The sequence below is a fragment of the Glycomyces arizonensis DSM 44726 genome, assembly GCF_000482705.1.
GTDB lineage: Bacteria > Actinomycetota > Actinomycetes > Mycobacteriales > Micromonosporaceae > Glycomyces > Glycomyces arizonensis.
Genome location: NZ_AXWO01000013.1, coordinates 24913 through 48945, shown reverse-complemented (window position 1 = coordinate 48945; position 24033 = coordinate 24913). Strand labels below are relative to the sequence as shown.

Sequence of the window (24033 nt, the reverse complement as noted above, 5' to 3'; positions counted from 1 at the left end):
GCGCCGTCCTCTACTAGGCGGCGGCCTCCCAGTCGATGCGGTAGGCGTACTGCCAGGCGGTCTTCTCGGGCGTGTTGAACTTCTCCATGAAGAAGGGCATGAAGCGGTCGCGGAGCCTCGCCGCCACCGGGCCCGCGGCCTTGGCCCGGTTCGTCCTCGCCGCCATCGCGATGACGCGCTCGACGCGGTCGCCGCGGCGGTGCCGGTAGGCGCGGAAGGCCGCCTCGGGCGGGAGGTCGCGCAGGCATATGGCGAGTTCGACGGCCGACTCGGCCGCGAGCGACGCTCCTTGGCCCGAGGACGGGGAGGTGGCGTGGGCGGCGTCGCCGACGAGCACCGTCCGGCCCTTCGACCAGCGCGGCACGCGCGGCAGGTCTTCGAGCCTGTGCGCCGGGATGAAGGTCTCGGGCGTCACGCGGTCAAGGATCGCCAGGGCGGGGCTGTCGTCGCGGGCGAAGGCGAGGCGCAGGCGCTCGGTCCAGGCGTCGATGCCGGTCTCGCGCAGCTCGCCCTGGCCGATGCGCTTGACGGGGAGGTTCGCGTACCAGCCGCACTCGCCCGCTTCGATCTGGTATCCGAAGAAGGCCTTGCGGCCGAACACGAAGTGCTGGGCGCCGCCGGTGTCGGGCAGGCCGCCCGCGTCGACGTGGCCGCCGAAGCCGACCAGGCCGGTGTAGCGCGGTTCGGGCGCCTTCGGGTCGATGGCGGCGCGCACGGCCGAGTGGATGCCGTCGCAGCCGATGAGGACGTCGGCCTCGGCGGTGGTGTGGTCGTCGAACCGGGCTATGACGCTGCGGCCGGTGTCGACGGCGCCGACGAAGCGCTTGCCGTAGGCGAACTCGACGCCCTCGGACTCGGCGTGGCGCCCGAGCGCCGCGGTCAGGGTGCCGCGCGGGAGGGTCATGCGGGGACGCCGGTCGGGGGCGTCGTTCATCTCGCCGAGGACCTTGCCGGTGTAGCTCTGGACGATGAACCGGGGCGTGGGCACGGCGATGCCGTCGAGCAGGTGCCCGGCGCCGACGAGGTCGAGGGCGGCCTGGCCGTTGGCGGCGACCGAGAGCGGACCGCCGCCGGGCTCGGGGCGGGTGTCGCGGGCCTCGTGGACGACGGCCTCGATACCGGCCCGGCGCAGCGCGAGCGCGGCCGTCGGACCGGCCACGCCTCCGCCGACGATGATCGCTGTTCTGGCCTTGGCCTGGGGTTTTACTGTGTCGTTCATGTCGTCTCCACTGCCGGTGGTGCGTCGTTGCGGCCACGCTACGGCGGAGGCGGGGCGCGGCGAATCAGCCTGGAGTCGCGTCCGGGATTCGACCACGGGTGTACGCGGGGGCGGTCCGCGCTCTTCCGCGAGTGCGCCCCCGAGGCGCCTCTGAGCCCTTATATTGAACGGACTCACGCAAGGAGGGGGTTCACCGTGGGGATGGACGACAAGTTCAACGAGATGAAGGACAAGGCCAGGGACAAGGCCTCGGACATGGGCGACCAGGCCAAGGACAAGGCCGGCGACATGTTCAACAAGGACCAGGAGTCCGGCGAAGAGGACGAGCAGGGCGGCTTCATGGACGACCTCAAGGAGAAGGGCCGCGACGCCGCCTCGAAGATGCGGGGCGACGAGGAATAGCGGGCGACTCCCGAGGACGCGAAGGGCGGGCGGATCCGATCGGATCCGCCCGCCCTTCGCCGTGTCCTGCGCTAGCGGCGCTTCCTGCGGCGCTGCTGCGGGCGCGAGCCGCCCGATCCGGCGCCCGCCGTGGCCTTGGGCTCGTCGAGCAGTTCGAGCGGGATCTCGTCGGTCTTCGCGGTGCGGAGCCGGTCGTCGTCCTCGTGCTCCGCCGCCGCGTCGGTCTTGGACTCCGAGCGCTTGTTGGCGATCTTCTGGTTGTGGCGGCGGTAGACCGCGCTGCGCTCGGTCATGTCGACCACCCACGGCGCGGCCAGGATGACCGAGGAGTAGGTGCCGACGATCATGCCGATGAACAGCACGAGCGCCAGGTCGGTCAGGGTGCCGACGCCGAGGACGCCCACGCCGACGACCAGCAGCGCGGCCACCGGCAGCACGCCGATGATCGTGGTGTTGATCGACCGCATGAGGGTCTGGTTGATCGCGTCGTTGACCGCCTCGGCGAAGGTCTTCTGCCGCGTCTGGAGCAGGTGCGCGGTGTTCTCCTGGACCTTGTCGAAGACGACCACGGTGTCGTACAGCGAGTAGCCGAGGATCGTCAGGGCGCCGACGATGGTCGACGGCGTGACCTCGAAGCCGACCAGGGAGTAGACGCCCGCGGTCAGCACGAGGTCGTGGATCAGGGCCGCGAGGGCGGCCGCGGCCATGCGCCGCTCGAACCGCAGCCAGATGAACGCGGCGATGAGGACGAGGAAGACCCCGAGCGCGATGAGCGCCTGATTGGACACCGCCGCGCCCCAGGTCGCCGAGACCGTGGAGACGGAGATCTGTTCCGAGGCGATGCCGGCCTCCTCGGCCATGGCGTCGCGGACGGCGTCGGTCTGCTCCCGGTCCATCTCGCCGGTGCGGATGATGTAGGAGGCGTCGTCGCCCGAGCCGGCGATCTGGCCGGAGCCGAGGTCGGCGCCCGCGGCGACGGCCGCGTCCTCCACCTCGGTCAGGGACGCCTCGGTGTGGGGCACGGTGTACTGCACGCCGCCGGCGAAGTCGATGCCCAGGACGAAGCCCTTGGTGAGCATGACGACGGCGAGGCCGACGACGAGGACGGCCGAGACGAGGTACCAGCGCCTGCGGTACTGGACGATCGGGAACTGGGTCTCGCCGCGGTACAGCTGGCTCCAGATGGAGAGGCGCTTGGGGCTCTCGGCGTTCTTCTGCTTGGTGCTCATCGGTGCTCCTTAGCCGCGCGAGGCCGCTTTGCCGGGGGCCGGGACCGTCTTCGTGTGGAGCCCGGACAGGTGGACGTTGCTGAGGACCCGGCCGCGGGCCAGCCATTCGGCGATCGGGTGGGTGAACACGAACACCACCAGGACGTCCACGAGCGTGGACAGGCCGAGCGCGAAGGCGAACGCCCGGACGGGGCCGATCGCCAGGAAGTACAGGACGACCGCGGAGATCATCGAGACGGCGCTGGCGGAGATGATGGTCCGCCGGGCGCGCACCCAGGCCCGGGGGATGGCCGAGCGCGGCGATCTGCCTCCGGCCATCTCCTCCTTGATGCGTTCGAAGTACACCACGAACGAGTCGGCGGTGATGCCGATGGCGACCACGAAGCCCGCGATGCCCGCGAGGGTCAGCGTCATGCCGATCTGCGAGCCCAGGAGCGCGATGGTCGGATACAGGATCACCGTGGAGACGACGAGGCTGCCGAGCACGACGAAGCCGAGCAGGCGGTAGTACAGCATGCAGTAGAGGAAGACCAGGCCGAGGCCGACGGCCGCGGCGATCATGCCCGCCTGGAGCTGCTCGACGCCGAGGGTCGCGGTGACCTCGTTGAGGGTCTGGACCTCGAACGTGGTCGGCAGGGAGCCGAAGTTGAGCTGGTCGGCCAGCTGGTTGGCCTCGGTGGCGGTGAAGTCGCCGGAGATCCGGGTGGAGTTGGTCGACGCCTCCTGGATGTTCGGCGCGCTCACCACGTCGTTGTCGAGGACGATGGCGACCTGCTGGCCGACGTTCTCGCTGGTGAGGGCCCCCCACCTGTCGGCGCCGTCGGCGGTGAACTGCACGTTGACGACGAAGTTGTTGAGATTGGCCTGGTCGTTGCCGACGTCGGCCTTGGAGACGTCCGAGCCGAGCACGGTGGCGGGCTCGAGCAGGTACTTGGTGGAGAACTTCATGTCGGGCTCGTCCTCGGAGACCGGCTCGGGTTCGGAGCAGGCGACGACCGCGGCGTCGGGGTCCTGGACCGCGTTCGGCGGACGGTCGCCGAGCTGCTCGCAGGTGATCGAGGGGACGTAGAACTGCACGTTGGGGGGCAGGACGTTGACCTCGTCGCCGGTGAGCTCCCCGAACGGCGCGAGGGCGGCGATGGAGGCCTCGTCGGTCGGGGCGGCGGTCAGGCTCTGGGCGAGCGAGGCGGCCTGCTCGCCGACCTTGGCCCACACGTCCTCGACGGTGATGTCCTCGTCGGCGGTGGCGACCTGCGGGGAGCCGGTGGTCTCGTCCTCGGCCGACTGCGTCTCGGTGGACTCGGCGGTGGTGGACTCGCCCGTGGGCTCGTCGGTGGCCGCCGCGGAGGACTCCTCGCCGCCTTCGGCGGGCGCCTCGCTCTCGGTGGACTCGGCTTCGGGGGTGGTCTCCCCTTCGGGGGCCTCCTCGGCCATCGCGTCCTGGAGCGCCGAGTAGTCGGGGGCGGAGTCGGTGACGATGCGGAAGCGCAGCTCGGCGGGGGCGCCGACGTCGCGGAGGGCCTCTTCGCTGATGTCGTCGCCGGCCACGTTGACCACGATGTTCTCGTTGCCTTCGACGAAGACCTCGGGCTCGGCGACGCCGGTGGAGTTGACGCGGCCCTCGATGATCTGGCGGGCCTGCTCCATCGTGTCGGCGCTCGGCGGCTCGTCGCTGCCCTCCTGGAGGGCGGTGAGCGTCATCGACAGGCCGCCCTGGAGGTCGAGACCGAGTTTCGGCGTCGGGAACTTCCATCCTGAGCCCGCGAGGGCGGCGGCCCAGAGGATGCCCACGACGGCCAGCAGCGCGACAAAATAGGGGGCGACGGGCAGGCGCTTGCGCTGGATCTTCTTCCGTGGGCGGTCAGCGCCCGTGGTTGCACCCATGTTCGACGGCAATGGTCAGTCTCTTCCTCGCTTGGTGCGGAGCGGGCGCAGGGAGAGCCCGGTCCGGCGGTGCCGGCCTCCGCGGCTCCGCCCGGTAGGGCGGGCGCCGACCGGAGGGAGTGGCCTTGGACACGCAGTGTCGGCGCGGCTCATTCTAGACGGCCGCGATCGACGGCTTTGTCCGGCCTGACTGCGGGCCGGGAGCTTCGCGTCGCCGACCCCTCTAGTACTCCTTGCGATCGGACTTGCCGGTGTGCTTGTCGTCGCCCTCGTCGGTGGAGCGGAGCTTCTCGAGGTCCTCGTCGGTGAGCGTGGCCTCGTCCTCGTCGATCGGGGCGGTCTCGCCTTCGGCGGGGGCCTCCTCCTCGGTGGGCAGGACCCGGGCGACGGCCTGGCGGGCGAACACCAGGAAGACGTCGTCGGAGGCCTCAAGGGTCACGGTCTCCTCGTCGGAGTCCACCACGGTGCCGTACAGGCCGCCGATGGTCATGACGCGGGCGCCGGATTCGACCTGGTTCTGCATGTTCTGCTGCTCGCGCTGGCGCTTCCTCTGGGGCCTGATCATGACGAAGTACATCAGGACGATGAACCCGACGATCATGATCAGGAAGAGCAGGTTGCTGCCTCCGGCGGCGTCATCCTGCGCGAGAACGTCTACGGCTGAGAGCACGGCGGTGCCTTTCGTTGGTGGTCACTTGAGACGTGGGCGGAGTCTATCTCGCGCGCCCGGGCGTCCGGTTCGCGCCGCCCGCGCCTTTCGACCCGTCCGTGCCGGACGGGCGGAGCGGAGCTCCTGCTTGCGGTTCCAACCCTACGCGTCGCCGGTCCCGAACAGCCCTTCGGTGGCGGGCGGGGCCAGGCCCAGGTGGCGCCACCCCGCGGCGGTGGCCACGCGCCCGCGCGGCGTGCGGGCCAGGAGCCCGGCGCGGACCAGGTAGGGCTCGCTGACCTCCTCGACGGTGTCGGACTGCTCCCCCACGGCCACCGCGAGGGTGGTGAGGCCCACCGGGCCGCCGCCGAACGTCTTGACCAGGGCGCCCAGGACGGCCCGGTCGAGGCGGTCGAGGCCGAGCTCGTCGACGTCGTAGAGCGCGAGGGCTTCGGAGGCGACCGGCGTGGTGATGGTGCCGTCGGCGCGGACCTGCGCGAAGTCGCGGACGCGGCGCAGCAGCCGGTTGGCGATGCGGGGCGTGCCGCGGGAACGGGAGGCGATCTCGGCGGCGCCCTCGTCGGTGATCGCGACGCCGAGGATTCCCGACGAGCGCTTCACGATGGCCTCGAGCTCGGCGTCGCCGTAGAACTCGAGCTGGCCGAGGAAGCCGAAGCGGTCGCGCAGCGGCCCGGTGAGGAGCCCGGCGCGGGTGGTGGCGCCGACGAGGGTGAACGGCTCGAGTTCGAGCGGGATGGCGGTGGCGCCGGGGCCCTTGCCGACGATGACGTCGACGCGGAAGTCCTCCATGGCGGTGTAGAGGAGCTCCTCGGCGGGGCGGGCCATGCGGTGGATCTCGTCGATGAACAGGACTTCGCCTCTCGCGAGGCCGGTGAGGATCGCGGCGAGGTCGCCGGAGCGCTCGATGGCCGGGCCGGAGGTCTGGCGCAGGCCCACGCCGAGCTCGGCCGCGACGATCATCGCCAGGGTGGTCTTGCCGAGGCCGGGCGGGCCGGACAGCAGCAGGTGGTCGGGGGTGGCGCCGCGGCGCCTGGCCCCTTCGAGGAGGAGGCCGATCTGCTCGCGGACGCGGGTCTGGCCGATGACGTCGTCGAGCTTGCCGGGGCGGATGCCGGCCTCGGCGAGGCGGTCGAGCTCGGTGGCCTCGGCGGCGGTGAGGGCGGCGTCCCACTCCTCGGGGGTGTATTCGGGTTCGTCGTCCATGGCCTATCGCTTCCCGAGCAGTCGGATGGCTTGCTTCAGCAGCGTGGGCACGTCCGCGCCGTCGACACCCTCGGCGTCGAGCTTCTCGATGGCGGTCTCGGCGTCCTTGGCCGACCAGCCGAGCGCCTGGAGGCCCTGGCTGACCTGGGTACGCCAGCCGCCGGGGCGGGGGCCGGCCTGTTTCGGCGAGCCGAGGTCGACCGGGCCGATCTTGTCGGCCAGGTCGAGGACGATCCGCTCGGCGCTCTTCTTGCCCACGCCGGGGATCCGCGAGAGCGTGGCGGTGTCGCCGGTGGCGATGGCCTGGCGGATGACGTCGGGCCGCAGGGCCTCGACGGCGTCGCGGGCGATGCGCGGGCCGATCTTCTGCGCGGTCTGGAGCAGCTCGAACAGGTCGCGCTCGGCGGGGCCGTTGAAGCCGAACAGGGTGATCGAGTCCTCGCGGACGATCGTGGAGACGTGGAGGACGACCTGGGAGCCGACCTTCAGGTTGGCGAGCGTGTGGGCTCCGGCGTGCACGGCGTACCCGACGCCGCCGACGTCGACGACGGCGTAGGACTCCCCTACGGCGGCGACCGTTCCGGTCAGCTGGGCGATCATCGCGGTCCTCCCCTCCTGTGCGGCGCGCGCGAACCGCGGGTCCGCTCCGGGTTCGCGGCGGCGGCGATCCTGGCCTTCATGCCGCCCCTCCAAAGGTGGCAGATGGCGATGGCGAGCGCGTCGGCGGCGTCGGCGGGCCTCGGCGCCTCGCTCAGGCGCAGCACTCTTGTGACCATGGCGGTCACCTGGCGCTTGTCGGCGGTGCCGTTGCCGCAGATGGCGGCCTTGGCCTCCGAGGGGGTGTAGGTGGCGGTGGGGAGTCCGGCCCTGGCGGCGGCGAGGAGGGCGATGCCGGAGGCCTGGGCGGTGCCGATGACGCTGGCGACGTTGTGCTGGCTGAAGACCCGCTCGACGGCGACGGCCTCCGGTTCGTGCTCCTCGATGTGGCGGCGCAGGCCCTCGTCGAGGGCGAGGAGCCGGTCGGCAAGGGGCGCTTCGGGATCGGTGCGGACGACGTCGACCGCGATCATGCGGCCCGGCGCTCCGGGCCGTCCTTCGACGACGCCGACGCCGCAGCGGGTCAGCCCCGGGTCGATCCCCATGACGCGCAACTCGCCCCTCCGTTCTGTCGTTCGCGCCAGCTTATCCGGGCGGGGTGACAGGTGTGTTCCGCGACGCCCGTGGCATGGCCCATAAACCACTTGCCGGGCGGCTAGGCGGGGGTTACGTTCGTATGGGCCCGGAGCCGACGACGACGTACTCACGGCGACACTTGCGAACCGCAGCAAGCCGGCCCTCCCCCCATCCTGTTCTCTGCCAAGACGTTCTTTGTGAGATGCCTGTGTCTGCCGCTGCGCTCAATCCGACCGCTGCTCACGACGGCTATCCCCGCCGTTTCATCGCGATGATGGTGTTCGTGCTCGGCGCGCTCACCGCGACCGCGCCACTCGCCACCGACCTGTACCTTCCCGCCTTCCCCGACATGGCCGAGTCGCTGGGCTCGACCGAGAAGCACATCCAGCTGACCCTGACGTCCATGATGGTGGGTCTGGCGCTCGGGCAGGCCGTCCTCGGCCCGCTGTCGGACCGGTTCGGCCGCCGCGTCCCGCTCCTGATCGGCATGGGCGCGTTCACCCTGACGGCGCTGCTGTGCACGGTGGCCACCAACGCCGACCAGCTGATCGCCATCCGCTTCATCCAGGGCCTGTCCGGTGCGGCGGGGATGGTGATCGCCCGGGCGATCATCCGCGACCACTTCCAGGGCGACGACATGACCCGGTTCACCTCCAAGATGATGTTCATCACGATGCTCGCGCCGATGCTGGGCCCGATCATCGGGGCGCAGCTCATCATCGTGGCCCCTTGGACGGCCGTGTTCGTGTTCATGGCGGTCATGTCGGCGCTGGCGACGGTCCTGGTGTGGCGCTACCTGCCCGAGAGCCTGCCGGCCGACCAGCGCCAGACGCTCGAGGCCCGCGAGTTCGCGGCGACGCTGGGCCGCCTGGTGCGCGACAAGTACTTCATCGCCCCGGTCCTGGCGGTGTGCCTGAACTTCTCGATGCTGTTCACGTACGTCTCGACCTTCAGCTTCATCTCGCAGAACGAGATGGGCGCCTCGGCGGGAGCGTACTCGGCGATCTTCGCCATCGGGACGCTGTCACTGCTGGCGGGCAACCAGGTCAACCTGTTCATGATCGACCGCGTCGAGACGCACCGCCGCATGGTGATCGGCCTGACGTGCTCGCTGACCGGCGTCGCGCTGCTCACCGGCGTGCAGCTGGCCGGGGTCGACAACCTGGTGACCGTGCCGAGCGGCATCGCGATCATGATGTTCGGCTGCGGCGTCGTCTTCCCGAACCTCGGGGCGGCGGCCATGTCCTCGCAGGAGCCGAAGGTGGCCGGGACGGCCTCGGCGTTCATGGGCTGCCTGCAGATGGCCGCGGGCGGCGCGATGCCGGCCCTGGCCACGATGGGCGGCGTGACCCTGGCGAACATGACCGGCGGCATCATCGTCTACGGCATCGGCACCACCATCGCGGTCCTCGCCACGATCCGCATCTACCGCAGGCAACCGGTCCTCGCCGCGTAAGCGAGGAAGTGGCGGCGGGCGGCTCCGGCGGGGCCGCCCGTCGTGGTTGGACCGGGCCGTTTAACCGGGCCGGCCGGCGGGCATCTCCCCGGCATGCCGAACGTGGTCTTCCGCGATCGAGGCGACGCCGGCCATGCGCTGGCCGCGCTGCTCGACCCCTACCGGGGCCGCTCCGACACGCTGGTCCTCGGACTGCCGCGGGGCGGTGTGCCGGTGGCCTACGAGGTGGCGCGGGCGCTCAGGGCCCCGCTGGACGTGTTCACCGTCCGCAAGCTCGGCGTCCCCGGCCACGAGGAGCTGGCGATGGGCGCCATCGCCTCGGGTGGCGTCGAGGTCCTCAACGACGAGGTGGTGCGCCTCAGCGGCGTCGACCGGGCGACGATCGACCGGGTCGCCGAGCGCGAGGGCGAGGAGCTGCGCCGCCGCGAGCGGGCCTACCGGGGCGAGAGGCCCCCGCCGGACGTGTCGGGCAGGACGGTGCTGCTCGTCGACGACGGCCTGGCCACCGGCTCGACGATGCGGGCCGCGATCCGGGCGGTGCGCAGCCTCGGCCCGGCGGGCATCGTCGTGGCCGTGCCCACGGGATCGGCCGCCACGTGCCGGGAGCTGGGCGGCATGGTCGACGAGATGGTGTGCGCGACGAACCCCGAGCCGTTCAGCGCGGTGGGCCAGTCCTACCGCGAGTTCGGCCAGACGAGCGACGCCGAGGTCGAGGAACTGCTGGCGTCCGCGAACGGGCCGGACTCCGAGGAGGCGGCCGATCCGCCCCGCGCAGATCCACCTGATGCCGGCTCGGCGGTGGCGATCGTCCGCGCCGAGGCCCGGCCGGTGGCCGACGGCCTGCCCGACGACGACACCTGGCTGGACCTGGTGGGCGACGCCCGCTTCGTGCTGCTGGGCGAGGCCTCGCACGGCAGCGAGGAGTTCTACTCCGCCCGCGAGCGCTTGACGCGGCGGCTCATCGAGGAGCGCGGCTTCCGCGCCGTGGCGGTGGAGGCCGACTGGCCCGACGCCTACCGGGTGAACCGGTACGTGCGCGGCCACGGCGGGGACCGCAGCGCCGAGGAGGCGCTGCTCGGATTCGAGCGCTTCCCCACGTGGATGTGGCGCAACACGGCCGTGGTGCGGTTCGCCGAGTGGCTGCGCGTGAGCAACGACCGGCGCGAGCCGCAGGAGCGGACCGGCTTCTACGGCCTGGACCTCTACAGCCTCTACCGCTCGATCCACGAGGTGATCGCCTACCTGGAGCGCGTCGACCCGGACGCGGCCGCTCGGGCCAGGGAGCGCTACGCGTGCCTCGACCACCGGGGCGGCGGGGACGACGGCCAGGCCTACGGGTACGCGGCCGCGTTCGGCGCCGGGGAGCGGTGCGAGCAGGAGGTCACCGAGCAGCTGCTGGAGCTCCAGCGGCGCGGCGTGGAGGCGGCGAAGCGGGACGGTTTGCTGGCCGAGGACGAGCGGTTCTACGCCGAGCGCAACGCGCACACCGTCCGGGCCGCCGAGGAGTACTACCGGTCCATGTTCGGCGGCTCCGTCGACTCGTGGAACCTGCGCGACACCCACATGGTCGACACGCTCGACGCGCTCGCCGGGCACTTGAGCGAGCGGCGCGGCGAGCCCGCGAAGATCGTGGTGTGGGCGCACAACTCCCACCTCGGCGACGCGCGCGCCACCGACTCGGCCGAGCGCGGCGAGGTCAACGTCGGGCAGCTGGTGCGCGAGCGCCATCCAGGCGAGAGCCGCTCGGTCGGGTTCACCACCTACACCGGCACGGTGACCGCCGCCGACGACTGGGGCGGGCCCGCGCTGCGCAAGCGGGTGCGGCCGGGGCTGGGCGGCAGCGTCGAGGAGCTGTTCCACCAGGTCGGCCAGAAGGAGTTCCTGGTCAGGTTCGACACCGCTCATCGGGCCGCCGAGGTGCTGAGCGAGGACCGGCTCGAACGGGCCATCGGCGTGGTCTACCGGCCCGAGACCGAGCGGCTGAGCCACTACTTCCCGGCCAGGCCCGCCGAGCAGTTCGACGCGGTCATCCACATCGACGAGACGCGCGCGCTCGAACCGCTGGAGCGCACCCCGCACTGGGAGCGGGACGAGGCGCCCGAGACCTACCCGTTCAAGGTGTGACGCCGCCCAGGTGCTCGTTGAACCAGTCTTGGGCGAGTTCGGCGACGGACTCCAGGGCGCCCGGCTCCTCGAACAGGTGCGTCGCGCCCGGGACGATCGTCACGCGACTCGGGCCGCCGAGGCGGCGCTGCGCGTCGTAGTTCAGGCGCAGCACGTCCTCGTCGCGCTCGCCGACGATCAACAGCGTCGGCGTCCTGACGTTCGGCAGGTCATCGGCGGCCAGGTCGGGCCGTCCCCCGCGGGAGACGACGGCGCGCACCTCCACGCCGGGGGCGGTGGCGGCCCGCAGCGCGGCGGCCGCGCCGGTGCTGGCCCCGAAGTAGCCGACCCACTCGTTCTCCGGGCCGGGCCGGTTCTGAAGCCAGTTGGTGACCTCGACGAGCCGCTCGGCCAGGAGGTCGACGTCGAAGACCTTGGCCCGGTCGTCGGACTCTTCGCGCGTGAGCAGGTCGAACAGGAGCGTCCCAAGCCCGGCCTCGTGCAGTGACCGGGCGACGAAGCGGTTGCGCTCACTGTGGCGGCCGCTGCCGCTGCCGTGGGCGAACACGACCACGCCCGCCGCGTCGTCCGGCACGCGCAGCTCGCCTTCGAGCTCCACCGGCCCGGCCGGGACCATCATCGTCTCTTCGATCATCGGGCAGACGTACCCGCGGCCGGAGCCCTTAAGCCCTAGGCGTCGAGTTCGGCGAGGACCTCGTCGGAGACGTCGACGTTGGTGTAGACGTTCTGGACCTCGTCGGAGTCCTCGAGCGCGTCGACGACGCGGAACACCTTGCGGGCGCCCTCGGCGTCGACCGGGACGCTCGTGGAGGGCTGGAAACCGGCCTCGGCGGAGTCGTAGTCGATCCCGGCCTCCTGGAGCGCGGTGCGCACCGCCACCAGGTCGGTCGGCTCGCACAGGACCTCGAAGCCGCTCTCGCCGAGGTCGTTGACCTCCTCGGCGCCCGCGTCGAGGACGGCCATGAGGAGGTCGTCCTCGCTCAGCCCGTCGGCGGCGGGCACGATGATGACGCCCTTGCGGGAGAACAGGTAGCCGACGCTTCCGGCCTCGCCCAGCGCCCCGCCGTTGCGGGTCAGGGCGACGCGGACCTCGGAGGCGGCGCGGTTCTTGTTGTCGGTGAGGCACTCGATGAGGACCGCGACGCCGCCGGGCGCGTAGCCCTCGTACATGAGCGTCTCGTAGTTGACGCCCGCGCCGTCGAGCCCGCCGCCGCGCTTGACGGCCCGGTCGATGTTGTCGTTGGGCACCGAGCTCTTCTTGGCCTTCTGGATGGCGTCGTAGAGCGTGGGGTTGCCCGCGGGGTCGGGGCCGCCGGTGCGGGCCGCGACTTCGATGTTCTTGATCAGCTTCGCGAAGATCTTGCCGCGCTTGGCGTCGATCGCGGCCTTCTTGTGCTTGGTCGTCGCCCACTTGGAGTGGCCACTCATCCCGGCGTTCCCCTTGTCGTTCTACTCCACCGCTCCGGCGACGGCGCGCCGGACCATGTCCACGAAGTACTGGTGCACCCGCGCGTCCGGCGTCACCTCCGGGTGGAAGGAGGTGGCCATGCAGGCGCCCGCACGTACGGCGACGATCCTACCGCCCGCCTCGTCGGGCGATCCGTCCCCGCTGCTGACGCGGCCCAGGACCTGGACACCCTCGCCGACCCGCTCGACCCACGGCGCTCGGATGAACACGCCGTGGAAGGGCCCGCCCGCCATGCCCTCCAGTTCGATCGGGGCTTCGAACGAGTCGACTTGCCGTCCGAAGGCGTTGCGGCGCACCGTCATCGGTATGGTGCCGAAGGAGCGCTGGTCGGCTCGGCCGTCGAGCACCTCGCCGGCGAGCATGATCATCCCGGCGCAGGACCCGAACGCGGGCATCCCGGCGTCCAGGCGCTTCCGGAGGGGATCGAACAGGTCGAAGACGGTCAGCAGCTTGCTCATGGTCGTCGACTCGCCGCCGGGGATGACCAGGCCGTCGACCGAGTCGAGCTCGGATTCGCGGCGGACGGGCACCGCGCGGGCGCCCGCGGCCTCGATCGCGCGCATGTGGTCGACGACGTCGCCTTGCAGGGCGAGCACGCCGACCTCGGGTACGGCTCCCATCGGGACTCCTTCTCGGCGGGGAATGCGGTGGATCGGCCCGCGCGGCGGGCCGCGCCCCGGTCGGGCGGGTCGCGTTCGGCGGGCGATTCAAGGGTAATTCGAGCGGCCTCGACTGCCTACCTGGGCAATCGGCGCTGTGACAGGGCCGGGTCCGGCGGTGGCGTCCCGGTGTCGCCGAGGTGGGCGAATTCGGGTCACTGGGTGTGATCCGTTAGGCTCTGCGGGCGAACGTGCCGCACCCCTAGGAGCAAGAGGACCATGCCTGAGATAGTGAAGCGCAACCCTATGCCCCGTTCGGTCCGGGCCGGACGCAACGCCATGTGGTTCCAGGCGGCGATCAGCGTCGCCACCGGCGGCCTGATCGTGCTGCTCCACCACACCGCCCGCGACTTCGTCCCCTCGGCCGCGAAGGACGACGTCTACCGCGGCGCGGTGGGCCTCGGCGCCCTCGCGGTGTGGCTGGTCCTGGCCGTGCTGCTGCTGCGCACCCAGTGGCGCGTCCTGTGGATCCTGATCCTCATCAGCCAGGTCCTGAGCCTGGCCGGCCTGGCGTGGCTCATGGTCACCGGCGGTCTGTACTGGGCGCTGTGCATCGGATTGGCTATCGTTCCAATCATCATCATCGGAACGTTGACCGAGCGGTTCGCCCGCCGCTGGTTCAACCACTGACCGCCCCGGAAGGCTGACGCCAATGCTCCCGCAACCGAACTTCGGTCCCTCCTCCCCCGTCCCCGACAGCGTCGACGAGGAGGACGAGGGGCCGCCGAAGAAGCTCGGCCGGTTGCGGATCGCGCTGTGGGTCCAGACGGTGTTCGCCGTGCTGGCCGGGAACCTGCTCGTCGTCAACCTGATGGCGTTCCGCCAGGCGAGCCGCGACGAGCTGGTGGAGGCCCGCACGGACCTGTACCTGGACGGCGGCGCGACGCAGGCCGACGCCGAGTCGCTCGCGCGCGGCGACGCCGATTACTTCCACGGGACGACGTACCTGAGCACGACGATCGCGATCGCGGCGCTCTTGATCCTCGCGGCGATCCTGTCGGCGCTGTGCGCGATCCGGCTCAAGACGCGGCTGAAGGTCGTGCGCCGCCTGGCGATCACCGCCTCGATCGTCCTGCTGCTGCTGGGGATGCTCTCCACGCTCCAGAGCGGCGGACTGTTCCTGCTGCTCATGCTGTGGGTGTTCGCGTCGATCCTGGCGGTGTGGTGGCTGTTCTCCGGCGACGTCAAGCATTGGATGACGGAGTCGACGCGCTCGGGACCGGCCGCACTGTAGGCCGTCAGTCGACGGTGTCCTCTCCCTCGCGGAGGTAGTCGACGAACCGGGCGCGCGCCAGCGGTTCGGCCTCGCCCCATTCGCCTTCGGTCATCTGGCGCCACATCGCGACGAGGTCGTCGATGGCGACGCCGATCTCGGCGACGTCGGGGTCGAGGTTGTCGGCTTGGGCCGCGGCCGGGGTGTGGCGGAACAGGTCGATGAAGAAGCCCCAGTCGTGCCGGTGGCGGGCCAGGGCGAACGCCCGCTGCTGGAGTTCGGCGGTGGGGAGCTGGTCGAGGTCGTCTGCGTTCATGCCCCCAGACTAGGCCGGGCGACCGATTCGGGTGTGTCGATGGTGTTTTGCGAAGCTTGCGCACTTAGGATCGCGGGATGGTCAAGAAGCTCTCACGCGCCCTCGCGGTCCTCGGCCCGGCGGCGCTCACCGTGCTCGTCACCGCCGGAGCCGCCGGGGCGCAGGCGAATCAACCGGCCGAGCCGCAGCAAGGCGGGTCGGCCTACTACGTGGAGGTCGAGCTCCCCGACGGCACCGAGCGCCACGCGGTGCTGGTGTGCCCGGGCGGCGGCACCCATCCGCACGGCGCCGAGGTCTGCGCCCAGCTCGCCGAGGTCAACGGCGAGATCGCGGCGCTGACGTCATCGGGCGGCATGTGCACCATGGACTACCGGCCGGTGTCGGTCCGGGCGCACGGGATATGGAACGACGACTTCCACTCCTACCAGGGCCAGTTCGGGAACTACTGCACCGCCGTGGACTACACCGGCGGCCTGCTGTTCGACCTCGCGCCGCGGTAGCGCGACGGGCCCCGGCCCGCGGCCGGGACCCGCGGTGCGTCCGCGCGGCTACCAGCCGCGGGAGGCGAGCCTCTGGTCCGCCGGGAGCGTGTCGACGTTGATGCCGACCATGGCCTCGCCCAGGCCGCGGGAGACCTCGGCGATGACCTTCGGGTCGTCGTGGAAGGCGGTGGCCTTGACGATCGCGGCGGCCCGCTTGGCCGGGTCGCCGGACTTGAAGATGCCCGAGCCGACGAAGACGCCCTCGGCGCCGAGCTGCATCATCATGGCCGCGTCGGCGGGGGTGGCGATGCCGCCGGCGGTGAACAGCACCACCGGGAGCCTGCCGAGCCTGGCGACCTCGGCGACCAGCTCGTAGGGGGCGCGCAGCTCCTTGGCGGCGGCGTACAGCTCGTGGTCGTCGAGGATGGTCAGGCGGCCGATGTCCTGGCGGATCTGGCGCATGTGGCGGGTGGCCTCGATGACGTTGCCGGTCCCGGCCTCGCCCTTGGAGCGGATCATGGCCGCGCCCTCGGTGATGCGCCGCAGCGCCTCGCCGAGGTTGGTCGCGCCGCACACGAACGGCACGGTGAACTGCCACTTGTCGATGTGGTTGGCCTCGTCGGCGGGGCTGAGCACCTCGGACTCGTCCACGTAGTCGACGCCGAGGGTCTCCAGGACCTGGGCCTCGACGAAGTGGCCGATGCGGGCCTTGGCCATCACCGGGATCGAGACGGCGTCGATGATGCCGTCGATCATGTCGGGGTCCGACATGCGCGAGACGCCGCCCTCGGCGCGGATGTCGGCGGGGACGCGTTCGAGCGCCATGACCGCCACGGCTCCGGCGTCCTCGGCGATCCTGGCCTGCTCGGGCGTGACGACGTCCATGATGACGCCGCCCTTCAGCATGTCGGCCATGCCGCGCTTGACGCGGGCGGTCCCGATCTCGGCCTCGGTCTTCTGGGTCTCTGACACGGTCACCGGCTCCATCTGCTGGTCTCGTTGGGGGTGCCTGACCTGGTCGATTCTACGCCGCGACGGGCCTCACACCGCTGTGGCGGAACGCACGGCCGTTCTAGTGGAGCGGGTCCTCGATGTCCCAGTACTGCGGCCTGGGCAGGCGGTGGTGGAGGCGCATGAGCACGGCGATGGGGAGCGACCGGGAGGCGACGGCGTCGCGCACGAAGTCGGTGTGGATCTGGCGGGCCAGGGCGACGCGCCGGTTGGCGGCCTCCAGGTCGTCGGCGCCGACGTGGTCGCGGTCGAGCTCGCGCAGGGCCCGCGTCAGGTCGTTCTCGGCGTACTCGCGCAGCTCCCGCTGGCGGCGGGTCTCGGCGGGGACGGCGACGACGGACAGGGCGAGGGCGACGGCCTCCTCGAAGCCGGGGCGGCCGACGAACTTGAGGACGGTCTCGGCGCGGTCGTCGAGCTTGGTCAGCAGCGCGGCCTCGGCGGTGCGGGCGCGCCGGTGCAGCCGTTCGACGCGCGTGACCGTCCATGTCGCGTACGCGCCGACGGCCGCCACGATCGCTACGAGCACCGCCAGCCACCACACCCGGATCATCGTAATGGGGCCCCGCGCGTCCGGCCTCCCCGGCCGAGGCCGGTGTGGTCAGCGGCGTTCGGCGCCCGCCTCGATGGCGGCGCGGTAGACCTCGATGACGCGCCCGGCGACCTCGGGCCAGTCGTAGCGGCGGACCCACTCGTTCGCGCGTTCGACGTAGGCGGCCCTGAGGGCGGCGTCGTCGAGCAGGACTCGGGCCTTCACGGCGAGGTCGGCGGCGTCGCCGACGGCGAACAGGCCGCCCGCCTCGCCGTCGTCCAGGACGCTCTTGAACGCCTCGATGTCGCTGGCGAGCACGCAGGTTCCGGCGGCCATGGCCTCGGTGAGGATCATCCCGAACGACTCGCCGCCGGTGTTGGGGGCGACGTAGAGGTCGACGCCCGCGAGCATGCTCGCCTTCTCCTCATTGGAGACCGCGCCGAGGAAGTGGACGCGCTCGGCGAGCTCGGGGTCGAGCCCGGCGAGGGCGGCCTCGGGGTCGCCGCGGCCGACGACGAGCAGGTGCAGGTCGGGCCGGTCGGCGGCGAGGCGGGCGAAGGCGGTGCGGAGGATCCCGAAGCCCTTGCGGGGCTCGTTGTAGCGGCCCATGAACCCGATGGTGGGCCCCTCCGGTTTGGACTCGAGCGGGAGGGCCTTGCGGTAGAAGTCGACCGGGACGCCGTTGGGGATCTCGACGGCGCCGCCGCCGAGGTGCTCCACCTGGACCTTGCGGGCGTAGGGGCTGACGGCGATGCGCGCGGAGAGGTTCTCCAGGACCAGCTGGGCCATGTTCTTCCCGGCCGCGAGCATCCGCGAGCGGGTGATCGCGGTGTGGAAGGTGGCCACGACCGGGCAGCGGGCGGTGAGCACGGCCAGGCACGACAGGCTCGGTGTGAGCGGCTCGTGGACGTGGACGACGTCGAAGTCGCCGTCCAGGCACCAGCGCCGCACGCGCGAGGCCGAGAGCGGCCCGAAGGCGAGGCGGGCGATCGAGCCGTTGTAGGGGACGGCGACGGCCTTGCCGCCGGAGACGACGTAGTCGGGCAGGTCGGTGGTGTCGGTGGCCGGGGCGAGGACGGACACCTCGTGCCCGGCGTCGATGAGGGTGTCGGCGAGGTCGCGGATGTGGAACTGGACGCCGCCGGCCACGTCGAAGGAGTACGGGCTCACGATCCCGATCCGCAGGGCCCCCATCAGGACTCCGCGGCGGGTGCGAAGTCGGCGGCCCAGAACCGCTGGAGCATGTGCCAGTCGGCCGGGTGGTCCCCGATGCCCTCGGCGAAGGCGTCGGCCATGGCCTGGGTGGTGGAGGCGACGCGTTCGCGCAGGCGGCCGGTGCCGGTGTCGACCGGCCCGGTGATGTGGCAGACGGCCCGGTCGGCCTCGTAGTGGATGTGCGCGGTGTAGAGCGGGACGTTGTTGCGGATGGCCAGGAGCGCCGGTCCCGAGGGGAACGTGGTGGCCTCGCCGAAGAACTTCACCTCGACGCCGCTGCGGCCCAGGTCGCGGTCGGCGACGAGGGCGACGACGTGCCCGGCGTCGAGCGCTTCGCCGAGGATCGCCTGCGGGTTGCGGTCGCCTCCGGAGGCGGGGACGATCGTCATGCCCAGCGACTCGCGGTAGGCGACGAAGCGGCGGAAGACGCCTTCGGGTTTGAGGCGCTCGGCGACGGTGGTGAGGGGGTTGCCGGCGATCTGGGGCACCCAGGCCCCGGCGAAGTCCCAGTTGCCCGAGTGCGGCAGGGCGACGACGCTGCCCTTGCCCTCGGCGGCGCGTTCGGCGACCGGCTCGTAGCCGTGCATCTCGAAGCTGCGGCCCAGGGCCTCGCGGCTCATCGAGGGGAGCCGGAACGCCTCCATCCAGTACCGGGCGTACGAGCGCAGGGCGTCGCGCACCAGTTCGTCGCTCGGCTCACCGTCGATGACGCGGGCGAGGTTGCGGCGCAGCTGCTGGACGGCGCGGCCGTTTTTGGACCAGGCGCGGTCGGCGAAGCGGCGGAAGGTGGCCGCGGCGGACCGCTCGGGCATGAGGCGGACGCCCCGCCAGGCGGCCAGGTAGCCCCATTCGGTGAGCTTCTCACGCATCGACGCGCTCCTCGACGGCCTCCAGGACGGTTCGGGCGTGGACGAGGCGCTGGACGACCGTGATCGTCGACAGCAGTGCCAGCAGGGCCATGCCGACCTCCATCGCGAACGGGACGCCGACGACCTCGGCCAGGACGGCCACTCCGGAGAGGATGAGGCGTTCGGGCCGCTCGGCGACGCCGACATTGCACTCGGCGCCGAGGCTCTCGCAGCGGGCCTTGACGTAGGAGACGACCTGCGAGGCGATGAGCGCCAGCAGCGTCATCGCGCAGGCGAAGAAGCGCTCCTCGGCGAGCAGCCAGTAGGCCAGGCCGGCCAGGATAGCGCCGTCGGCGAGCCGGTCGCAGGTGGAGTCGAGCAGGGCGCCGAAGCGGCTCGTGGTGCCCTTGACGCGGGCGATCGCGCCGTCGATCAGGTCGGTGAAGGCGATGAGCGTGACCACGATCAGGCCGGCCAGCAGGTGCCCCTGGGACAGCAGGAAGACCGAGGCGGCCGCGATGACGGCGGTGCCGGTGACGGTGACGGCGTTGGCGGACACGCCGATGCGGATGAGGACCTTCGCCGCGGCGTCGATGTAGCGCCGCAGTCCCGCGCGTCCAGAGGTCCGAAGGAACTTCGCCATGGTCTCCTGATTCCGTACTCATTGACGGCTCGCAAGCTTCGCCGTGGCCGGCGCCGCCCGTCGGGTGTTCGGGCATTGGGCCGGTGGTGGGTGCGCCTTGACTCTATAGTGCCCGCCTGGCTACGAGCGCCCCCAGGCGGCCGCCAGCTCGGCGCGGGTGTCGCCCAGCAGCTGCGGGAGGGTCTTGGTGCGGCCGATGATGGGCATGAAGTTCGCGTCGCCGCCCCAGCGGGGCACGATGTGCTGGTGCAGGTGCCCGGCGATGCCCGCGCCGGCGACCTGGCCCTGGTTCATGCCGATGTTGAACCCGTGGGCGCCCATGGCGGCGCGGATGGTGCGCATCGCCTCCTGGGTGAGCGCGCCCATCTCGGCCACCTCGTCGGTGTCGAGGTCGGTGTAGTCGGGGACGTGCCGCAGCGGCACCACCATGAGGTGCCCGGAGTTGTAGGGGAACTTGTTCATGACGACGTACATGGTGCGGCCCCGGGTGACGATGAGCCCTTCGGCGTCGCCGAACTTGGGGATCTCGCAGAACGGGCACCCCTCGATGTCGGCGTCGTCGCCGGTCGGCTTGCCCTCGCCTTTGATGTAGGCCATCCGATGGGGCGTCCACAGTCGCTCGTACTCGTCGGGGACTCCGGCGCCTTCGGGTGCAACTTGGCTCACGGAGACGATCTTAGATGAGTGCTCGCCGATTGCGGAGGTCCGCAGTGCCCGAGGATATTTTTCCGCTCCCGAGGCGGCCGAATGTCCGCCTACCGAAAGTTGTAAACGGGCATTCGACAACGAAGGGAGCGGGAAAATAGACCGGGCAACGCTCCTGCGCAATCGGCGAGCACTCATCTGAGCTACCGGTGCCGCGGCGTCGACCAGGCGGGCGCGGGACGGGTGGGGCCTGCGGCGCCAAACTATCCGGTTTCGGCCCTGGAGACCCGGATATGCTGCGAAGTGTGACGTCGCCTCAGCTGTATCTCGTGCTGCTCATCGGCTGCGTCACCGTGCTCGTCTCCATCGCGGCCATCCGGGCCACCCACCGGCTCGGGCTGCCCGCGCTGCTGGTGTTCCTCGGCGCGGGCATGGCCCTCGGCGAGGACGGGCTGGGGATCGCCTTCGGGGACTTCGGGCTGGCGCAGGTCATCGGCACGTTCGCGCTGGCGCTCATCCTCATCGAGGGCGGCCTGTCGACGCGGTGGAAGGCGATCTCGGGGCAGTTGGCCCCGGCGAGCCTGCTGGCGACGTTCGGGGTGTTCATCACCGTCGCCGTGGTGGCCGCGGGCGCGCACTACCTGCTCGGCTTCGCGTGGCAGGCGGCGCTGGTCTTCGGCGCGGTGGTGGCCTCGACCGACGCGGCGGCGGTGTTCTCCGAGCTGCGCAACGTGGGCCTGCCGAGGCGGCTGAGCGGCACGCTGGAGGCCGAGTCGGGGTTCAATGACGCCCCGGCGGTGATCCTGGTGCTGGCGTTCTCCTCGGCGGCGGGCATACCGAGCGCGGGCGATTTGGTCGTGACGCTGGTCTGGGAGCTGGCGGCGGGCGCGGCGATCGGGCTGGTGATCGGCTTCGGCGGCGCGTGGCTGCTGCGGCGGCTGGCGCTGCCGGTGTCCGGGCTGTACCCGCTCGCCGTGTTCAGCCTCGGCATGGCGGCGTTCGCGGCCTCGGGGGCGCTGCACGCCTCGGGCTTCATCGCCGCGTACCTGGCGGCGCTCGTCCTGGGCAATTCGCGGCTGCCGCACCGGGCGGCGACGCAGTCGTTCGCGACCGGCCTGGGCTGGATGGCGCAGCTGGGCATGTTCGTCATGCTGGGCATGCTGGCGAGCCCGGCGACGCTGCTGGACGCGGTCGTCCCGGCGCTCATCCTCGGGGCGGTGCTGACGCTGGTGGCGCGGCCGCTGTCGGTGGTGCTGTGCCTGCTGCCGTTCAGGTTCTCGATCAGGGAGCAGGCGCTGATCGCGTGGGCGGGGCTGCGGGGGGCGGTGCCGATCGTCCTGGCCACCATCCCGCACTCCGAGCGGCTGCCGGGCGCGCAGGCGCTGTGGGAGATCGTGTTCATCCTGGTGCTGGCGTTCACGCTCCTCCAGGGGCCGACGCTGCCGTGGATGGCCAAGCGGCTCCGGCTCTCGCAGCCGGGGCTCGTCCAGGAGGTCGACATCGAGACCGCGCCGCTGGACGCCGTCGACGCCGAGGTCTTGACCATCACCATCCCCAGGCGCTCGGGCCTGGCGGGGCTGCGCCTGTTCGAGCTGCGGCTGCCGGAGGGCAGCGCCGTGGCGAGCGTGGTGCGCGCGAACCGGCTGTTCGTGCCCGCGCACGGCGAGCGGCTGCGCTCGGGCGACCAGCTCATCGTGGTCACCTATCCGGATCTGCGCGAGGCCACCGAGCGGCGCCTGACGGCCCTGGCGCGGGCGGGACGCCTGGCGCGCTGGCTCGGGGAGACCGGCGAGGACTGAGGGGCCGGTCCCAGCACCTGGACGGGTCGGTTGACAGGCCGGTGATCGCGGCGCATCATATTCCTACTAATTTTGTAGGATTAATAGGAAAGGATCTCCCCGTGCGCACCCTCGTTCTGCTCGGCCTGGTCGGGCTCGCCGCGCAACTGGTCGACGGCAGCCTCGGCATGGCCTACGGCGTCACCTCGTCGACGCTGCTCCTGGCCATCGGCACCAGCCCGGCCGCCGCCTCGGCCACCGTCCACCTCGCCGAGATCGGCACCACCCTCGCCTCGGGCGTCTCCCATTGGCGCTTCGGGAACATCGACTGGAAGCTCATCGGCAGGATCGGCCTGCCCGGGGCCATCGGCGCCTTCGCCGGGGCCACGGTCCTGTCGAACCTGTCGACCGAGGTCGCGGGGCCGATCATGTCCCTGATCCTGTTCGGCCTCGGCGTCTACCTCCTGGTCCGCTTCACGGCCTTCGGCTTCAGTCGCGACAGCCTCGGCAAGCCGCTGCGGCACCGCTTCCTGTGGCCGCTGGGGCTGGTGGCGGGCTTCTTCGACGCCACCGGAGGCGGCGGCTGGGGCCCGGTGGGCACCCCGGCGCTGCTGGCCAGCGGGCGCATGGAGCCGCGCAAGGTCATCGGCTCGATGGGCGCCGCCGAGTTCCTGGTGACGCTGGCCGCGAGCATCGGCTTCCTGGTCGGCCTGGGCACCGCGGGCGTCGATTTCGCGTGGGTCGCCGCGCTGCTGGTGGGCGGGGTCATCGCCGCGCCGGTCGCGGCCTGGCTCGTCCGCCACGTCCCGCCGCGCGTCCTCGGCTCACTGGTCGGCGGCCTGATCGTCATCACCAACGCGCGCACGCTGCTGCGCAGCGACTGGATCGGCGCGTCCGCGCCCGCCGCGGCCCTCGCCTACGCGGTCATCGCGCTGGCGTGGGCCGGTGCGGTCGCCCGGTCCGTCCGGGAGCACCGCAAGGAGCGGGCCGAGGAGGAGGCCGACGAGTCGCAGCACGAGGAACCGGTCCCCGAACAGGCCTGAGAGCACAGAACGGCGGCGCGCACCGGCAAGGGTGCGCGCCGCCGCCCTCGCCGAATCAATGAGGCAAAACGGCCAGCTTTGGTGGTACCATATGCCATATGCACAAGACGACGCTGTACCTCTCGGAGGAGCTCGAAGCCGAGATCGAAGCGGCCGCTCGACGCCTCGGGGTCTCCAAGGCAGAGTTCGTGAGGCGCGCGGCGAAGCGCCTCGCCTCCGAAGTCCAGTCCGACCGGCCGCGCCGGAACCGCCCGTATCCGGTCCTCACGGGAGGAAAGCGCCGCAGCCTTGAGGAGATGGACGAAGCGATCTACCAGAGCATCAAGCGACGGGTGTCCAAGCGGTGATCATCGTCGCGGACACCTCAGCGCTCCTGGCGGCCTTCGATCCCGCTCAGGACTGTCACGAGCAGGCTTCGACGATCCTCCAGACCGAGACGCTCCATATCTCGCCGCTGGTGATGACCGAGTTCGACCACATGCTCCGCCGGGACTACGGCTACGACCAGGCCGCGAAGGTGAGTTCGGCGATCATCGAGGACCTGAACACCGGAGTGCATCAGCTTGCGCAGCTCACTCCCGAGGACTTCGCCACAGCCGACGAAGTGCGGAACAAATACGTCGGCCTTCGCCTCGATCTGGCCGACAGCATCGGGGTCGCGCTGGCCGCCAAGTATCGGACGAACCGCATCTTCACGTTGGACCAACGCGATTTCCGTGCCATCTCGCCGCTGACCGAGTCCTTCGGCTCCTTCGAGATTCTCCCAGCGGACCTCGACTGAGGCCGACGCATCGATTCGGAAGAGCCGAACGCGGCGGGGCGA

At 71.3% G+C, this 24033-nt stretch carries 26 protein-coding genes and 1 pseudogene; 10 read left to right on the top strand and 17 right to left on the bottom strand.

Features of this window, described 5'->3' with window-relative positions:
• Positions 1-13: 13 nt before the first annotated feature.
• Entirely contained in the window at positions 14-1219 is a 1206-nt protein-coding gene (locus H613_RS0110540; RefSeq protein ID WP_026923765.1) for an FAD-dependent oxidoreductase, read from the bottom strand.
• A 195-nt stretch (positions 1220-1414) separates the two neighbouring features.
• Between H613_RS0110540 and H613_RS0110535 the strand changes: the two genes are divergently transcribed.
• Entirely contained in the window at positions 1415-1621 is a 207-nt protein-coding gene (locus H613_RS0110535; protein ID WP_026923764.1) for a hypothetical protein, read from the top strand.
• 71 nt (positions 1622-1692) lie between these two features.
• On the opposite strand, the gene secF is transcribed toward H613_RS0110535, so the two are convergent.
• The 6 genes from secF to ruvC all read right to left on the bottom strand — a co-directional run bounded on the left by secF (position 1693) and on the right by ruvC (position 7758).
• A complete protein-coding gene (secF, locus tag H613_RS25825; protein ID WP_035737545.1) occupies positions 1693-2850 on the bottom strand; it encodes a protein translocase subunit SecF in 1158 nt (385 codons plus the stop codon).
• A gap of 9 nt (positions 2851-2859) precedes the next feature.
• Positions 2860-4734 (bottom strand): protein translocase subunit SecD, encoded by a 1875-nt coding sequence (secD, locus tag H613_RS0110525; protein WP_051393219.1) that lies wholly within the window; start codon positions 4732-4734, stop codon positions 2860-2862.
• 223 nt (positions 4735-4957) lie between these two features.
• Positions 4958-5404, bottom strand: a complete 447-nt coding sequence (gene yajC, locus H613_RS25820; protein WP_211234769.1) for a preprotein translocase subunit YajC — start codon at positions 5402-5404, stop codon at positions 4958-4960.
• A 141-nt stretch (positions 5405-5545) separates the two neighbouring features.
• Positions 5546-6607: a Holliday junction branch migration DNA helicase RuvB gene (gene ruvB / locus H613_RS25815; RefSeq protein ID WP_051393218.1), complete on the bottom strand. Its 1062-nt coding sequence runs from the start codon at positions 6605-6607 to the stop codon at positions 5546-5548.
• A gap of 3 nt (positions 6608-6610) precedes the next feature.
• On the bottom strand, positions 6611-7207 hold the full coding sequence (gene ruvA, locus H613_RS0110510) for a Holliday junction branch migration protein RuvA (RefSeq protein WP_026923762.1): 597 nt from the start codon (positions 7205-7207) through the stop codon (positions 6611-6613).
• Positions 7204-7758 carry a crossover junction endodeoxyribonuclease RuvC gene (ruvC, locus tag H613_RS25810; RefSeq protein ID WP_035737542.1) on the bottom strand — a complete coding sequence of 185 codons (555 nt, stop codon included), beginning with the start codon at positions 7756-7758 and terminating at the stop codon, positions 7204-7206. The genes ruvA and ruvC overlap by 4 nt, the downstream gene beginning before the upstream one ends.
• Before the next feature lie 230 nt (positions 7759-7988).
• Here ruvC and H613_RS0110500 point away from each other — a divergent pair, with 230 nt between their 5' ends.
• Positions 7989-9236 (top strand): multidrug effflux MFS transporter, encoded by a 1248-nt coding sequence (locus tag H613_RS0110500; protein WP_026923761.1) that lies wholly within the window; start codon positions 7989-7991, stop codon positions 9234-9236.
• 93 nt (positions 9237-9329) lie between these two features.
• Complete coding sequence (locus tag H613_RS0110495; protein ID WP_026923760.1) at positions 9330-11360, top strand: erythromycin esterase family protein; 2031 nt, start codon at positions 9330-9332, stop codon at positions 11358-11360.
• Here H613_RS0110495 and H613_RS25805 read toward each other — a convergent pair.
• From H613_RS25805 to pdxT, 3 genes and pseudogenes are all read right to left on the bottom strand, one after another.
• A pseudogene (locus tag H613_RS25805) lies at positions 11350-11997 on the bottom strand (dienelactone hydrolase family protein); the annotation flags it as partial. The gene H613_RS0110495 and the pseudogene H613_RS25805 sit on opposite strands and share 11 nt — an antisense overlap.
• A 32-nt stretch (positions 11998-12029) precedes the next feature.
• Complete coding sequence (locus tag H613_RS0110485) at positions 12030-12788, bottom strand: YebC/PmpR family DNA-binding transcriptional regulator (RefSeq protein WP_026923759.1); 759 nt, start codon at positions 12786-12788, stop codon at positions 12030-12032.
• Between the two features lie 21 nt (positions 12789-12809).
• Positions 12810-13448, bottom strand: coding sequence for a pyridoxal 5'-phosphate synthase glutaminase subunit PdxT (gene pdxT, locus H613_RS0110480; RefSeq protein ID WP_026923758.1), 639 nt, complete (start codon positions 13446-13448; stop codon positions 12810-12812).
• A gap of 258 nt (positions 13449-13706) precedes the next feature.
• On the opposite strand from pdxT, the gene H613_RS0110475 reads away from it, so the two are divergent.
• A complete protein-coding gene (locus H613_RS0110475) occupies positions 13707-14117 on the top strand; it encodes a hypothetical protein (RefSeq protein ID WP_156925954.1) in 411 nt (136 codons plus the stop codon).
• 22 nt (positions 14118-14139) lie between these two features.
• Positions 14140-14721, top strand: a complete 582-nt coding sequence (locus H613_RS0110470; RefSeq protein WP_026923756.1) for a hypothetical protein — start codon at positions 14140-14142, stop codon at positions 14719-14721.
• Positions 14722-14725: 4 nt separating this feature from the next.
• On the opposite strand, the gene H613_RS0110465 is transcribed toward H613_RS0110470, so the two are convergent.
• Positions 14726-15016: a hypothetical protein gene (locus H613_RS0110465; protein ID WP_026923755.1), complete on the bottom strand. Its 291-nt coding sequence runs from the start codon at positions 15014-15016 to the stop codon at positions 14726-14728.
• A 77-nt stretch (positions 15017-15093) separates the two neighbouring features.
• On the opposite strand from H613_RS0110465, the gene H613_RS29180 reads away from it, so the two are divergent.
• Positions 15094-15516: an SSI family serine proteinase inhibitor gene (locus H613_RS29180; RefSeq protein ID WP_051393216.1), complete on the top strand. Its 423-nt coding sequence runs from the start codon at positions 15094-15096 to the stop codon at positions 15514-15516.
• Positions 15517-15564: 48 nt separating this feature from the next.
• Here H613_RS29180 and pdxS read toward each other — a convergent pair whose 3' ends face one another.
• The 6 genes from pdxS to H613_RS0110430 all read right to left on the bottom strand — a co-directional run bounded on the left by pdxS (position 15565) and on the right by H613_RS0110430 (position 20410).
• Entirely contained in the window at positions 15565-16485 is a 921-nt protein-coding gene (gene pdxS, locus H613_RS0110455) for a pyridoxal 5'-phosphate synthase lyase subunit PdxS (protein ID WP_051393215.1), read from the bottom strand.
• 85 nt (positions 16486-16570) lie between these two features.
• The gene (locus H613_RS0110450) at positions 16571-17035 is read right to left on the bottom strand and encodes a hypothetical protein (RefSeq protein WP_156925953.1); all 465 of its coding nucleotides are present in this window, start codon (positions 17033-17035) and stop codon (positions 16571-16573) included.
• Between the two features lie 72 nt (positions 17036-17107).
• The gene (locus H613_RS0110445) at positions 17108-18223 is read right to left on the bottom strand and encodes a glycosyltransferase (protein ID WP_026923752.1); all 1116 of its coding nucleotides are present in this window, start codon (positions 18221-18223) and stop codon (positions 17108-17110) included.
• 8 nt (positions 18224-18231) lie between these two features.
• Positions 18232-19122, bottom strand: a complete 891-nt coding sequence (locus tag H613_RS0110440; protein WP_026923751.1) for a phosphatidylinositol mannoside acyltransferase — start codon at positions 19120-19122, stop codon at positions 18232-18234.
• A complete protein-coding gene (pgsA, locus tag H613_RS0110435) occupies positions 19115-19744 on the bottom strand; it encodes a phosphatidylinositol phosphate synthase (RefSeq protein WP_026923750.1) in 630 nt (209 codons plus the stop codon). Before pgsA ends, H613_RS0110440 begins: the two co-directional genes overlap by 8 nt.
• Positions 19745-19864: 120 nt before the next feature.
• Positions 19865-20410, bottom strand: coding sequence for an HIT family protein (locus tag H613_RS0110430; RefSeq protein ID WP_245598524.1), 546 nt, complete (start codon positions 20408-20410; stop codon positions 19865-19867).
• 284 nt (positions 20411-20694) lie between these two features.
• Between H613_RS0110430 and H613_RS0110425 the strand changes: the two genes are divergently transcribed.
• From H613_RS0110425 to H613_RS0110410, 4 genes are all read left to right on the top strand, one after another.
• Entirely contained in the window at positions 20695-22188 is a 1494-nt protein-coding gene (locus tag H613_RS0110425; RefSeq protein ID WP_026923748.1) for a potassium/proton antiporter, read from the top strand.
• A gap of 101 nt (positions 22189-22289) precedes the next feature.
• Positions 22290-23210 carry a sulfite exporter TauE/SafE family protein gene (locus H613_RS0110420; RefSeq protein WP_026923747.1) on the top strand — a complete coding sequence of 307 codons (921 nt, stop codon included), beginning with the start codon at positions 22290-22292 and terminating at the stop codon, positions 23208-23210.
• A gap of 98 nt (positions 23211-23308) precedes the next feature.
• Positions 23309-23557 carry a ribbon-helix-helix protein, CopG family gene (locus H613_RS0110415; RefSeq protein WP_051393214.1) on the top strand — a complete coding sequence of 83 codons (249 nt, stop codon included), beginning with the start codon at positions 23309-23311 and terminating at the stop codon, positions 23555-23557.
• Entirely contained in the window at positions 23554-23991 is a 438-nt protein-coding gene (locus H613_RS0110410) for a type II toxin-antitoxin system VapC family toxin (RefSeq protein WP_026923745.1), read from the top strand. Before H613_RS0110415 ends, H613_RS0110410 begins: the two co-directional genes overlap by 4 nt.
• Positions 23992-24033: the final 42 nt, after the last annotated feature.

What these genes read in the sequence shown, in the direction of transcription:
- H613_RS0110540 (WP_026923765.1), bottom strand. Translation starts at nt 1,219, where the DNA reads ATGAACGACACAGTAAAACCCCAGGCCAAGGCCAGAACAGCGATCATC.
- secF (WP_035737545.1), bottom strand. Translation starts at nt 2,850, where the DNA reads ATGAGCACCAAGCAGAAGAACGCCGAGAGCCCCAAGCGCCTCTCCATC.
- secD (WP_051393219.1), bottom strand. Translation starts at nt 4,734, where the DNA reads ATGGGTGCAACCACGGGCGCTGACCGCCCACGGAAGAAGATCCAGCGC.
- ruvB (WP_051393218.1), bottom strand. Translation starts at nt 6,607, where the DNA reads ATGGACGACGAACCCGAATACACCCCCGAGGAGTGGGACGCCGCCCTC.
- ruvA (WP_026923762.1), bottom strand. Translation starts at nt 7,207, where the DNA reads ATGATCGCCCAGCTGACCGGAACGGTCGCCGCCGTAGGGGAGTCCTAC.
- H613_RS0110495 (WP_026923760.1), top strand. Translation starts at nt 9,330, where the DNA reads ATGCCGAACGTGGTCTTCCGCGATCGAGGCGACGCCGGCCATGCGCTG.
- H613_RS0110485 (WP_026923759.1), bottom strand. Translation starts at nt 12,788, where the DNA reads ATGAGTGGCCACTCCAAGTGGGCGACGACCAAGCACAAGAAGGCCGCG.
- pdxT (WP_026923758.1), bottom strand. Translation starts at nt 13,448, where the DNA reads ATGGGAGCCGTACCCGAGGTCGGCGTGCTCGCCCTGCAAGGCGACGTC.
- H613_RS0110475 (WP_156925954.1), top strand. Translation starts at nt 13,707, where the DNA reads ATGCCTGAGATAGTGAAGCGCAACCCTATGCCCCGTTCGGTCCGGGCC.
- H613_RS0110470 (WP_026923756.1), top strand. Translation starts at nt 14,140, where the DNA reads ATGCTCCCGCAACCGAACTTCGGTCCCTCCTCCCCCGTCCCCGACAGC.
- H613_RS0110465 (WP_026923755.1), bottom strand. Translation starts at nt 15,016, where the DNA reads ATGAACGCAGACGACCTCGACCAGCTCCCCACCGCCGAACTCCAGCAG.
- H613_RS29180 (WP_051393216.1), top strand. Translation starts at nt 15,094, where the DNA reads ATGGTCAAGAAGCTCTCACGCGCCCTCGCGGTCCTCGGCCCGGCGGCG.
- pdxS (WP_051393215.1), bottom strand. Translation starts at nt 16,485, where the DNA reads ATGGAGCCGGTGACCGTGTCAGAGACCCAGAAGACCGAGGCCGAGATC.
- H613_RS0110440 (WP_026923751.1), bottom strand. Translation starts at nt 19,122, where the DNA reads ATGCGTGAGAAGCTCACCGAATGGGGCTACCTGGCCGCCTGGCGGGGC.
- pgsA (WP_026923750.1), bottom strand. Translation starts at nt 19,744, where the DNA reads ATGGCGAAGTTCCTTCGGACCTCTGGACGCGCGGGACTGCGGCGCTAC.
- H613_RS0110415 (WP_051393214.1), top strand. Translation starts at nt 23,309, where the DNA reads ATGCACAAGACGACGCTGTACCTCTCGGAGGAGCTCGAAGCCGAGATC.